This is a genomic window from Nocardia sp. NPDC004582, from assembly GCF_053602115.1.
In genome coordinates this window covers 1-12,684 of sequence record NZ_JBSGCY010000170.1, presented here as the reverse complement: position 1 = coordinate 12,684, position 12,684 = coordinate 1, and the positions used below count along the sequence as shown (strand labels likewise).

Here is a 12,684-nt window from a genome sequence, read left to right as displayed (position 1 = left end):
GACCGCGGAACCGCGCAGCAGCGGGGCGGCGGCGCGACGCCACGGATTGCGGCCGGTCGCGGAACCGCGCCACGGGCGCAACAACATCCAGAGCACGATGGCCGCCAGGAAGGCGCCCATCACCACCAGGACCGGGCCCGCGCCCCGGGAGATCTCCTTGTGGCTGCGGTCGCCGCCGCGGACCAGCTGGCTCGGCTCCTGGTTGCGGACGTCCATGGTGACGGGCTGGGCGATCACATCGGCCGACGCGGTGGTGTCGGTGATGTGAGGGGCGGCGGAGGCGCCGTCGCGCAGGCCGGTGTCGAGTTGGGTCGCGCCGTCGTCCAATTGGGTGACGCCGGAGCGGAGTTCGTGACCGCCGTCGGCGAGCCGGCGCAGACCGGTGGAGAGTTCGGTGGCGCCCGCGCCGAGTTGCACCGCGCCGTCCCGGAGTTGGGTGGAGCCGTCGGCCAAGGCCAGGACACCGGCTCGGTATTCGGCTTTGGGGTCGGTGAGCTGGCGGGCCAGTTCCTTGGTGCCGTCACGCAATTGGGTGAGCTGGCCGATCAGGGAATCGGGATCGCCGGGGCGCTGGCCGATCAAGCCCTTCAGCTGGGTGGCGGCGTCGGCCAGGGACGGGTCGGGGTTCTTGCTCAGCTCGTCGAGCAGCGGGTTCAGTTGGGTCGCGAGCTTTCCGGCGGGTTCGACCACGTCGAGCAGGGGCGTGATGATCTGGTCGACGCCGTCACGGATCTGGGTCGCGCCCGTGCCGAGCTGATCGGTGCCGGTGACCAGCTCGTGGGCTCCGTCGGCGAGTTGCACTGTGCCGGTGTGGAGTTCGCGGGTGCCCGCGACCAACTGGGACGCGCCGGTGGCGGCCTCGTCGAGGCCGGTCGAGAGCTGTCCGGACCCGTCGGCCAGCTGAGCGGTGCCCTGCGCCAGCTGGGTCGCGCCCTTCGACGCGTCGCCGATGCCCGTGCCGAGACTGTTGACGCCGACCAGGATCTGCGAAGCGTAGCCGCGGCCGATGGTGGCGGCGATCTGGTTCTGGGCGTCGGCGATCACGCTATTGGCGACGGCGGGGCCGAGGGTGCCGTTGAAGTCGTTGTACCAGACCGCGATTCGCGCGCGCTGCGGCACCGGATCGGTCACGCTCAGCACACTGCGGGTGAAATCCGCGGGGATCACGACCGAGAAGGCGTAGCGGCTCTCCCGCAGTCCCTGCACGGCTTCGGCGCTGCTGACCCGATGGAACTGCAGCTCACCGCCGGACACCAAGGTGTCGAGGATCTCGGTGCCCATGTTCTGGGCCTTGCCGTCGGAGACGCCGCCGACATCATCGCTGGCGACCGCCACCGGGATCTGCTTCAGGTACAGCTCCGGGTCCCACATGATCCACATGTAGACCGCCGAGATCAGCGTCGGCACCACCAGGAACAGCACCACGAGGACCCGAAGCGGTTTCGCGGCCCGGCGCGCGCGGAGCAGCTCGCCGATGCGAGCGCGAATGGATGTCGATCTGTCTGCCACGGCGAAACCCCGATACTGCCAGTGAAACGTTCGAGCCCAAGCTAGTTGGTCGCTCGTCCAGTATGTGGGGATTCGGGGAAATTGTCCTGCCGAGTCAGCGGATCGCGTCCACCACCAGCGCGGTCGTGTTATCAGTGCCGCCGCGCCCGAGCGCCGCACCGACCAGCCCCTCCGCGACCTGACCCGCCGAGGAACCCTGCGCCAGGATCGATTTGATCAACGGCATGCCGAGCTGCTTGCCCACCCCGTCACTGCACAGCAACAGCCGCCCCGCGCTCGACCCGGTGGACGCCCGCCCGATATCGCCGGGCCGCACCGTGCGCACCGACGTGGTCACCAGATGCCGCATACCGGGCAGCGGATCATGCCCGCGGGCCCGGAAGTATTCGGCCACCGTGTGATCGGTGGTCATGCGATGCAGAACCCGGCCGTTCCAGCGGTAGGCCCGGCAGTCGCCGACCCACGCGACGTCACACGGCCCGTCCGGCCGCCCCTGACTCGGCAACACCGCGACCACCAGCACACAATCGGCCGCCGACTCGGGTAGCTCCTCCACCAATCCGCGCTGCGCCGCCAGGATTCCGGCCTGCGCACCCTCGGCGACCGCCACCTTCGCCGCGATCGAGGCCGCCAGCCGCGCCGCCCGGGCCGCGGCCAGATGATCACCGACCCCGTCGGCCACCACGAAGGCGCTACGCCCGCTCCTCATATCGGTGAAGGTGGCGAAGGCGTCCGCATTGACGGTCCGTCGCCCCAGCCGGCTCACCCCCGCCCCGGCCACCCGGACGAGCAGCGCCCCGGCATCGGCTTCTTCCACCTGAATGGCTTCGGTGTGCACGGCCCGACCTCCTGGGACTCGCTCTCACGGGGTGCTGTCGACCAGCACTACCCATTCAACGGGCGAAAACCATGCTCCGCTCCCGAATCGCCTGTGGGCTTGCTGAGGAACCGCCGGATCGACCCCGCGAATTCAGTGCTACGTCGTGTCACGGATACCATCGCATCCGTGGCCAAGCTCAAGGTTTCCGTAGACGTCCCGATCCCACCCGACCAGGCCTGGTCGCACGCCTCCGACCTGCCCGAACTGGACAAGTGGCTGACCCTGCACGAAGGCTGGCGCGGCCCGGTCCCCGACGAACTCACCCCCGGCACGCGGCTGATCGGCGTCGCCACCGTCAAAGGTTTCCGCAATCGCGTCACCTGGACGGTCAAGACGGCCGAACCCCCGAATCGGTTGATCCTCAACGGTTCCGGCATCGGCGGCACCAAGTTCGGCATCGAACTGAAGGTCGCGCCGAGCTCGAAGGGTTCACAGGTCACCGCGAACTTCGAACTCGGCGGCGCACCCCTGTTCGGCCCGATCGGCTCCGCGGTCGCGCGCGCCCTGCGCGGCGATATCGAACGCTCCCTCGAACGATTCGTGCAGCTCTACGGCTGACCACCACGGGCACGCCCGAGCCCCGCCGCCCCCATCGCGGCGCGCGATGCCGACTACCTGCAGACCACCATCGACCGGGGCGGCCGAATCACCCGAATACCTAGCCCCTCTCCCCCGCCGGTAGGACAATTTCCGAGACGCCGCCGCCGTGCCGACCGCACGATCCGCGGCCGTCGCCGAACGGGGAGGGATGCTCGTGACCGATGAATCGTGGCGCGCCGGAACGATGTTCGGTCGCTACCGGCTCGACCGGATGATCGGCCGCGGCGGCATGGGCGAGGTGTACGAGGCCTTCGACACCGTCAAAGGACGGACCGTCGCGCTGAAAGTGCTGACCGAACGGCTCGCCGACGACCCGCGCTTCCGGCAGCGGTTCGAACGCGAGGCGCACGTCGCGGCCCGGCTCAACGAAGCCCACGTCATCCCGATCCACGACTACGGGGAGATCGACGGGAAACTGTTCCTGGACATGCGCCTCGTCGAGGGCATGAGCCTGCGAGAACTCATCGCGGACAAAGGTTTCCTGTCGCCCGCGCGCGCGGTCGCGATCATCGCGCAGGTCGCCTCCGCCCTCGACGCCGCGCATCGGGACAACCTCGTGCACCGCGACGTGAAACCCGACAACATCCTCGTCGCGGACGACGACTTCGTGTACCTGGTCGACTTCGGCATCGCCAATACGATGACCTCCGAACGGATGACCACGACCGGGGCCGCGATCGGTTCCTTCTCTTATATGGCCCCGGAACGGTTCGCCGACAGCCAGACCACACCCGCCGCGGACACCTACGCTCTCGCCTGCGTCCTGCACGAATGCCTCACCGGGCTGAAACCCTTCCAGGCCCGGACGGCCCCGCAGCTGATGCACGCCCACCTCTACGCGCCCCCGCCCGCGCCCTCGATGATTCGGCCCGGGGTTCCGCAGGCTCTCGACCAGGTGGTCGCGCGCGGCATGGCGAAGGATCCGGCCGACCGGTTCCCGACCGTGGGAATGCTGGCCGCGGCCGCCAAAGCCGCGGTGGCACCGGAGCCCACGCCGGTCATGACCACCATCGGGTCGATGCAGATGCCGATGCCGTACTCCGGTGCGCCGCAAGCCGGTCCGCCCCAGGCCACTTCATTGCAGGCCGGACCGCCGCAGGCCGGTCTGCCCCAGGCGCAGCCTCGTTCCCGCCGGAAGCCGCTGCTCATCGGCATCGTCGTCCTCGTCGCGGCGCTGATCGCCGGTCTGGTCACCTGGCAGATCCTGCGCCGGTCTGGCGGTTCAGGCCCCGATCTCGCCACGCTCGACGTCGGCCACTACGCGACCACACCGCGGAAGTTCACCGGGTCGCCCACCGTGGAGGAGGGCCGAGCCCTAGCAGCCGACGCGATCGCCGAGGGAATCCCCGACCCCTTCCAGATCGACAGCACCCTCGATCACCGCTACGGAACCGCGCAGACGAGTCCGGCCGCCGCCGCGACCATGATCGCCGGGACCAGTACGCCGCTCACCCAGCCGGTGCTGGAGAAATACGGAATGATCAGCTCGTACGGGGTGGTCGGTCTCACCAAGCGATTCTTCGACTGGACCGCCGCGCCGCAGGGCAACATGCTGATGGTCCTGACCATGTCCTACCCGAATCCGGATGCTGCCACCCGAGCCGCGACGGAAATGGAGGCGGTCGACTTCGCCGCCAGCCCCGACAATGTCCGCATCCCGATCCCGGGCTTCGCCCAAGCGCACGCGCACTACCGGCCGACGTCCCCAACCATCGGGGCGACCTGGTCGTACCGCACGTTCGTCACCTCGGTCATCGTCGCACTGGACGTGAAGAGCTTCGACGTCGACACCCTCGCTCAGCGCGTCGGGCAGGTGTTCACTGCCCAGGCTCCGCTACTGGACAACGTGCGCTTGGTCGTGGAGGCCTCGCTGACCCTGCAGTCCCGCGATCCGGATCAGATGCTCCGGCGGGCCTTCGTCACCAACGATCAACAGCCGATCTCCGCCACGTACAACAGCATCGGCCCCCACGCCGCGTCGATGTGCGAGAACGCTCAACCGCATCGCGACCGGCTGTCCGAGCGAGCCGGGATCGACCGGTGCGCAACCACCAGCGAGAGCAATGTACTGCGCGCCCGCGACGAGGACTCCGCGCTGAAGTTCCTCGCCGCCACGATCAAGTCCGACCGAGCCGAATACATCAAGCGCGACGTCGACTCCCCGGCCGGACTCAGCGCGGCACGCTGCTTCGAGACCAAGGACGGGATCTGGGCTAGCGAAGCCAACGTCCGGTTCCAGTGCGGCGTGACGTTCGGCCGACACGTCGCCTTCGTCTGGAGTAATGACGAACAGGACGTGCGCCGGCGCGCCGCCGCCCAGTATGTGATCCTGGCGAACAGCTAGCGCCTACGCGCCGCAGACGCGAGAAAGGCCCGGAACCTGATGGTTCCGGGCCTTTTCGTAGTAGCGGGGACAGGATTTGAACCTGCGACCTCTGGGTTATGAGCCCAGCGAGCTACCGAGCTGCTCCACCCCGCGTCGGTGAACACAACATTACACACGGGCTAGCAGATGCACCAAATCGACTGGTCAGGCGGGATTTCGGGAGCAGTGCGGGCGGGCAGAGCGGGGGCCGCGCGGCGAAGCGGACCGGACAGTTGCCCTTAAGCGGAGTAATCGAAGTGAAAATCCTCCATTTGAGAGCCTCGCGCACGCGTACGGCCGTTGACATGCGCCAGAAACGTGACCGGTGTCACAAATTCCCGGTGATTCGAGTCACATCACGGTGATATAACAGACCGCTCGGGTTCAGCATTTGCAGCATAGCCAACCTGCATCAACGCCGATTTTTCGGTCATTCGCTTCATGCAATTCTGAAGTTATCAAGACGTGATCTGCCGAGATTTCCTCGTTATCGTCAGTCGCGGCCCGGACCAAACCTGCGATGGGCTCCGACTCGAACCGCTGCACTCCGGAAACCCTGTCCCGCGGTCGAGCACCCCGACTCCTGGGGACAGGGACACGGCGGAGCATCCGCGCCGGGCCGGTCGGCACAGGGAGGGAAAAACACATGAAACAGAACCGGAAGATCAACACTCGCGCCCTCGGCCTCGCCGCCGTCACCGGCGCACTTGTTGCCGTCCCGTTCGGCTTCACCGCGACCGCCTCCGCCGCTCCGGCCCACGACTGGGACGGTGTCGCCCAGTGTGAGAGCGGCGGCAACTGGGGCATCAACACCGGCAACGGCTACTACGGCGGCCTGCAGTTCTCGCAGAGCACCTGGGCCGCCAACGGTGGTTCCGGCAACGCCGCCAGCGCCAGCAAGGCCGAGCAGATCCGCGTGGCCGAGAACGTGCTCGCCTCGCAGGGTGTCGGCGCCTGGCCGGTCTGCGGCCAGTACCTGCGCTCGGGCGTCTCCGAGCCCGAGCCCGCCCCGGAGCCCGCCGCCCCCGCGCCCGTCGCCCCCGCGGCCCCCACCGACCGCCAGGCCCTGATCGACCAGGCCAAGGGCGTCGCCAACACCGTCGCCGAGCAGCTGGGCGTGCAGGATCAGTACAACCAGATCCTCGCCTCGAACGCCGGCCTCATCGAGACCTGGGGCAAGTAGCCCGAATCTCCTTCCTTTTCCGGAAGATATGGAAAGGTGCTGCGTCAAAGGCGACGCGGCACCTTTCGCTATTTCGAGGCAATAATTCTTATTGTGCAACAGTAAATTCCGGGTCGTGCAATGCGAAAGGCGCTGTCATCCAACGGATGACAGCGCCTCGCGCGTCAGCGGATCAGCTACCGGCCTTCTGGTAGTTGTTCACCGCGTTCTGCAGCTGCTCGAGCGCCTTGCCCAGCGCGCCCAGATCGCCCGACTTCTGCGCGTCCTGTACCTGCCGCAGCGCGTCGTCGAGCTGCTTGACCGCCGCGTCCTTACCGGTGGATCCGGTCGGCGGGGGCGGATTGGCCGGCGGTGTCGCGCCCTGGGTGGGCGGCGTGACCGCTTGTCCCGGTTGGTCGGTCGCGGCATTGCCCGCGGCGGGCAGCACCTGGTCGAGGGCTTCCTTGACCGTCGCGCCGTAGCCGACCTTGTCGCGGTAACTCGCCAGGACCTTCACCAGCTGCGGGAAGGACGGCGCGTTCGGACCGCCGGTATTGCGCTCCAGATACCAGGGTTCGACGTAGAGGATGCCGCCGTCACCGACCGGCAGGGTCAGCAGATTGCCATACTTGATCTTGTTGACATTGCCGCCCGTCAACAGGTTCCGATCCCTGGACACTTGATCGGCCGTCGTCATGGACGTCTGCGTCTGGCCCGGACCCGAGGTCTGCGAGTCCGCGGGCAATCGGAGCACGGTCAGCTTGCCGTAGTTCGCCGGATCCGAATTCGCCTGCAGGTAGGCGGACATGTAGTTCCGCTTGTAGCCCACGATGGCGCTGGTCAGATTGAACTGCGGCTTACCGGTTTTCGGGTCGCCGAGCAGCACGTAGTACGGCGGCTGATGGGCGCTGCTGGCCGCACCCTCCTGGGTCGGGTCATTGGGGACCGACCAGAAGGCATTGCCGTTGAAGAACTCCACCGGATCGTCGACGTGGTACTTGGCGAGCATCTCGCGCTGCACCTTGAACAGGTCCTCGGGATAGCGGAAGTGCGAACGCAGTTCGTCGGAGATCTCGCTCTCCGGCTTCACCGAATTCGGGAACACCCCCATCCAGGCCTTCAGCACCGGATCGGTCTTGTCCACCTCGTAGAGGCTGACGGTCCCGTCGTAGGCGTCCACGGTCGCCTTCACCGAGTTGCGGATGTAGGAGACTTCCTTGCGCGGTAGTAGACGTCCCGTGGCCTGGTCGATGCTGTCCTCGACCGCGCCGTCGAGCGGCGTCTTCTGCGCGTAGGGGTAGTTGTCGAGGCTGGTGTAGGCATCCACGATCCAGACGATGCGGCCCTTCACCACGGCCGGGTACGCGTCGCCGTCGGCGGTCAGCCACGGCGCCACCTTGGTGACGCGCTCGCGCGGACTGCGGTTGAAGATGATCTTCGAGTCCGACCCGATGGCACCCGAGAACAGGATGTTGCGCTCGGCGTACTTGGCCGCGAAGGCCACCCGGTTGAACCAGTTGCCGATCTTCACACCACCGGCGCCGTTGTAGGTGAACTGGTCTGTGGGAGTGTCGTATTCACGCGGGGCCTGGCCGTTGGCGCCGACGATGGCGTAGTCGGCGTCGGTCTTGGAGATCAGCTCGCCGTAGTAGATGCGCGGCTCCTCGACCGGAATGGCCTCCTTGAGCCCGGCCTTCTTGGTGATCAGGTCGCTGACCGTGGACATGTCGCCGACGGTGAACACCGGATAGCCGTAGCCGCCGTTGGAATCGCTGCCCGCGCTCTGCCCGGCCTGCTGGGATTCCTTGGGCGGGGCCGCGTTCACCTTGTTGGCGGGCGAGGCCACGAAGCCGTTGCCATGGGTGTACACGGTGTGCTTGTTGAGCCAGTTGGTCTGGTTCTCGGACAGGTTCTGCGGCTGCAGTTCCCGCGCCGCCACCACGTAGTCGCCGAGTTCGCCGTTGACGGTGTAGCGGTCGATGTCCAGCGGGTCCGGGAAGCCGTAGAAGTTCTGCAGCTGCTGGTTGCGCTGAATGAACGTCTGGGTCAGCAGGTTCGGGTCCAGCAGGCGGATGTTCTTGATGGTCTGCTGATCCGCGGGCGAGGAGACCTGCTCATTGGTCGCCACACCCTTGTAGTTGACGTACTCGACCTTGTCGGGGGTGAGCCCGTACGCGGCACGGGTGGCCGCGATATTGCGCTCGATGTACGTGCGCTCCTTGGTGGCCGCGTTCGGGCGCACCGAGAACTGCTCCACCAGCAGCGGCCACACCGCACCCACCAGCACCGACGACAGCACCAGCAGCGCCGCCGCCATGGCCGGAATCCGCAAGTCGCGCAGCACGACTCCGGCGAAGAAGGCGATCGCGCAGATGACCGCGATGGACAGCAGGATCAGCTTGGCGGGCAGCACCGCGTTGATGTCGGTGTAGGAACCGCCGCGGAAGGTCGGCTCCTTGCGGGAGCTCGACAGCAGCGCGTACCGATCGAACCAGTAGGCGACGGCCTTGAGCGCCACGAAGATTCCGGCCAGGATGGCCAGCTGCACCCGCGCGGAGTTGCTCAGCGTGCCCTCCCGCCCCGACAGCCGCAGCCCGCCGAAGACGTAGTGCGCCACCAGGTTCGCGAAGAACGCGATCACCACCGCCACGAACAGCCAGTTCAGCACCATTCGGTAGAACGGCAGGTCGAAGGCGTAGAAGCCGACGTCGAGATGGAACTGCGGGTCCTGCACCCCGAACGAGCCGCCGTGCAGGAACAGCTGCACCGTCACCCAGCTCGACTGCGCCACCAGGCCCGACAGCACGCCGATCAGCACCGGGATGCCGATGCCGAACAGGCGTAGCCGGCTCATCACCGTGGTGCGGTAGCGGGCGATCGGATCGCCGGGACCGCTCACCGGCACGAACACCGGCCGGGTGCGGTACGCCAGCAGCAGCGCCAGCCAGATGATCGCCGCCACGACCACCGCGACCACCAGGAACAGCAGCACCCGGGTGAGCAGCACGGTGTGGTAGACGTTGCGGAATCCGACCTCGCCGAACCACAACCAATTGGTATAGGCGTCGGTGAGCCGGGGCCCGACCAGTAACAGGGCGGCCAGCACCAGGGCCGTGACGAGCAGAATGCGGCTGCGTCGCGACAGCGAAGGTAAGCCGGTCGGGGGGCGCATGCCCACGATGCCACTCTCCCAGGGTCCGGCGACGTCCGAGCCGGGAAACCGGCGCCGAACGTCGCAGTCCGATGATGTGAGCTGGTCCCAGGGGACCGTTCGCGCCCCACTCTACGTAAAACGCCCGCCGCGCGGCCCAACACCTGCCGCGTGGGACAGGTATTCCCGGGATGCGAGGATGGCCGGGTGAATCCAGAGCAGTGGGCGGCGTCGGCCCTGTACCGGTGCATTCGGGAAGTCGCGGAGTATGTCGACGGTGAGGGCTGGGATCGGCCGCCGCAGATGTTCGCGCTGGTCCCGACGGCGGACCTGGTCGCCGCCGAGCCCGCGCTGCTGGATCAGCTCGACGAGAAGGACGCGCTGACTCCCATTGCGCAGGAGCCGTTCCCGGAGGACATCGCCGGGGAGGCCGACGCCATGGCGCTCGACGAATTCCTGGCCACCACCAGCTGGCCGGCCTCCGTCGAGGGCTGTGTGCTGGTGCAGCAGATCGTGGTGCTGCCGCCGACCGCCGAGCAGACCCTCGACGACGCCATCGCGCCGCTGCTCGCCGACCGCGACGCCGCCGATCAGGCCGGCCGCCAGGCGGCACTGGCCCACTCCGAGCGCCGCGACGCCCGGCTGTTCGTCGGCGTGCTGCGCGACGGCACCTCGCTGTCGCTGCTGCAGGTGCGGCCCAGCGAGGAGGAAGAGGACCCGTTCGGCGACCTCGACCTGCGCACCGCGCCGAACCTGGCCCCGAATCTGGTCGAGGCGCTGCGGCACACCCTGGAGAACGACCCCGACGAGTTCTGACCCCGCGCCCGGCGCAGGTCAGCCGCAGGTCGGCGCGTCCTTGCCCGCGTTGATGTCCTCGAGGGATTGGACTGCGCCGGACAGGTTCTCGACCTTCACCAGGCGCAGGCCCGCGGGCGTGCGCTGCGCGGCCTCGTTGCAGTTGGCGGCCGGGACCAGGAAGGTCTCGGCGCCCTTCTCGCGCGCGGCGATCATCTTGTACTGGATGCCGCCGATCGGGCCGACCTTGCCGTCCGGGTCGATGGTGCCGGTACCGGCCACGAACTTGCCGCCGGACAGGTCGCCGGGAGTGAGCTTGTCGATCAGGGCCAGGGTGAACATGAGTCCGGCCGAGGGGCCGCCGATCTCACCGAGATTGAACGCCACCTTGATCGGGCCCTTGGAGACCTCGTCCGGCGTGATGCCGAGATAGCCCTTGCCGGAGTCGTCGGGGCGCGGGGCCAGGGTGATCTCGGCCGTCTGCTCGACGCCGTCGCGGCGGAAGGTCACGCCGATGGTGGTGCCGGGCTTGACCGAGGAGACGGCGGCGACAACATCTTTGGCGGTGACGATGTGCTTGCCGTCCACGGTCACCAGCTCGTCGCCCTTGCGCAGCACGTCCTTGGCCGGGCCGTCGTCGGAGACATTCGCGAGCTGAACCGCGGTCGGCAGCTTCAGATAGTTGAGCGCCGCCAATTCGGCGGAGTCCTCGGAATCCTTGAACTGCTGCTGATTGGATTTGTCTACATCGTCACGTGTCTGGCCCGGCGGATACACCTCGGCGCGCGGCACCAATCCGTGTTCACCGCCGATCCACAGCCGGAACGCGTCGAAGATATTCAGCTGATCGCGAACGGACACGGTCGTCATATTGAGATTGCCGGAAGCGGATTTCAGCTCCGCGCCCTGCACGTCGACCACCTGTTTGCCGTCGAATTCGCCCAGCGTATTGAAGGTCGGCCCAGGTCCGAGTGCCACGAACGGCACGGTGACGACACTGCCAAGGATCCCCAGCGCCAGAATCGGGATCAGAGCGGCGAGCAGGGTGAATATCCGACGGTTCACGCGGCCAAGGGTACTGGTCATCGAGGCCATTGCCGCGCTCCGCTCGGCGGTTCGTGTGATCCGCGGCTCCAGTACCGTAGTGGGTATGAGTGATTTCCCGTTCGGATTCTCGAATCGCGACGACGACCCGGAGCGCAAGCCCGGCGACGAGTCCAGCGGTTCTGGTGCGAACAACCCGTTCGGATTCGCCATGGGCGGACCGGGCGGTGGCGGATTCGATCCCTCGCAACTCGGCCAGATGCTCTCGCAGCTGGGCGCCATGTTCTCCAGCATGGGTCAGCCCGGCGGAGCCCAGGCCGGACCGGTCAACTACGACATCGCCAAGCGGCTGGCCCGCCAGCAGCTCGGCGCCAGTGTCACCCCGGTCTCGGCCGGCACCCAGAAGGCCGTGACCGACGCCGCGCACCTGGCGGAACTGTGGCTCGACGCGGCCACCACCTTCCCGGCGGGCGCGAACAAGACCGTCGCCTGGACCGCCAACGACTGGATCGAGGAGACGCTGCCCACCTGGAAGCGGCTCTGCGACCCGGTGGCCGAACAGGTTTCGGGCATGTGGACCGCGACGCTGCCGGCCGAGGCCCGCGAATTCGCCGGGCCGATGATGGGCATGCTCGGCCAGATGGGCGGGCTCGCCTTCGGTTCGCAGCTGGGCCAGGCCCTGGGCCAGCTCGCCAAGGAGGTGCTGACCTCCACCGACATCGGGCTGCCGCTGGGGCCCGCCGGCACCGCCGCGCTGCTGCCGACCGCCATCTCCGAATTCAGCGCCGGGCTCGAGCAGCCCGAGAGCGAGATCCTGGTCTACCTGTCCGCCCGCGAGGCCGCCCACCAGCGGCTGTTCGCGCACGTGCCGTGGCTGCGCCAGCAGGTGCTGGGCGCGGTCGAGGACTACGCGCGCGGCATCAAGATGGACTTCTCGGCCATCGAACAGGCCGCGGCGGGCCTGGACCCGATGACGCTGGCGCAGGATCCGTCCAAGCTGGAAGAGCTGCTGTCCCAAGGGACTTTCGAACCGCAGACCACGCCGGAACAGAAGGCCGCGCTGGAACGGCTGGAAACCCTGCTCGCCCTGATCGAGGGCTGGGTGGAGACCGTGGTCACCGACGCCGTGGGCGACCGGCTGCCCGGCGCGGGCGCGCTGGCCGAGACGCTGCGCCGCC

At 67.7% G+C, this 12,684-nt stretch carries 9 protein-coding genes and 1 tRNA gene; 5 read left to right on the top strand and 5 right to left on the bottom strand.

Annotation, left to right across the window (positions count from 1 at the left end; genetic code table 11):
- The coding region (locus ACWELJ_RS30260; RefSeq protein ID WP_452369518.1) for a YhgE/Pip domain-containing protein at positions 1–1,509 on the bottom strand (1,509 nt) is incomplete at its 3' end.
- Between the two features lie 94 nt (positions 1,510–1,603).
- On the bottom strand, positions 1,604–2,347 hold the full coding sequence (locus ACWELJ_RS30255) for a PP2C family protein-serine/threonine phosphatase (protein ID WP_452369517.1): 744 nt from the start codon (positions 2,345–2,347) through the stop codon (positions 1,604–1,606).
- A gap of 168 nt (positions 2,348–2,515) precedes the next feature.
- Here ACWELJ_RS30255 and ACWELJ_RS30250 point away from each other — a divergent pair, with 168 nt between their 5' ends.
- Both ACWELJ_RS30250 and ACWELJ_RS30245 read left to right on the top strand, forming a co-directional pair.
- A complete protein-coding gene (locus ACWELJ_RS30250) occupies positions 2,516–2,947 on the top strand; it encodes a type II toxin-antitoxin system Rv0910 family toxin (protein ID WP_452369516.1) in 432 nt (143 codons plus the stop codon).
- A 196-nt stretch (positions 2,948–3,143) separates the two neighbouring features.
- On the top strand, positions 3,144–5,333 hold the full coding sequence (locus tag ACWELJ_RS30245; protein WP_452369515.1) for a protein kinase domain-containing protein: 2,190 nt from the start codon (positions 3,144–3,146) through the stop codon (positions 5,331–5,333).
- A gap of 61 nt (positions 5,334–5,394) precedes the next feature.
- Here ACWELJ_RS30245 and ACWELJ_RS30240 read toward each other — a convergent pair.
- A tRNA-Met gene (locus tag ACWELJ_RS30240) sits at positions 5,395–5,468 on the bottom strand.
- A gap of 532 nt (positions 5,469–6,000) precedes the next feature.
- Between ACWELJ_RS30240 and ACWELJ_RS30235 the strand changes: the two genes are divergently transcribed.
- Complete coding sequence (locus ACWELJ_RS30235; RefSeq protein ID WP_452369514.1) at positions 6,001–6,537, top strand: transglycosylase family protein; 537 nt, start codon at positions 6,001–6,003, stop codon at positions 6,535–6,537.
- 172 nt (positions 6,538–6,709) lie between these two features.
- Here ACWELJ_RS30235 and ACWELJ_RS30230 read toward each other — a convergent pair whose 3' ends face one another.
- Entirely contained in the window at positions 6,710–9,694 is a 2,985-nt protein-coding gene (locus tag ACWELJ_RS30230) for a UPF0182 family protein (RefSeq protein ID WP_452369513.1), read from the bottom strand.
- Positions 9,695–9,874: 180 nt separating this feature from the next.
- On the opposite strand from ACWELJ_RS30230, the gene ACWELJ_RS30225 reads away from it, so the two are divergent.
- A complete protein-coding gene (locus ACWELJ_RS30225; protein WP_452369512.1) occupies positions 9,875–10,483 on the top strand; it encodes a PPA1309 family protein in 609 nt (202 codons plus the stop codon).
- Between the two features lie 18 nt (positions 10,484–10,501).
- Here the strand turns inward: ACWELJ_RS30225 and ACWELJ_RS30220 are convergent, their stop codons facing one another.
- Entirely contained in the window at positions 10,502–11,527 is a 1,026-nt protein-coding gene (locus ACWELJ_RS30220) for a YlbL family protein (RefSeq protein ID WP_452369511.1), read from the bottom strand.
- Between the two features lie 85 nt (positions 11,528–11,612).
- Between ACWELJ_RS30220 and ACWELJ_RS30215 the strand changes: the two genes are divergently transcribed.
- On the top strand, positions 11,613–12,684 hold a 1,072-nt coding region (locus ACWELJ_RS30215; protein WP_452369510.1), incomplete at its 3' end, for a zinc-dependent metalloprotease.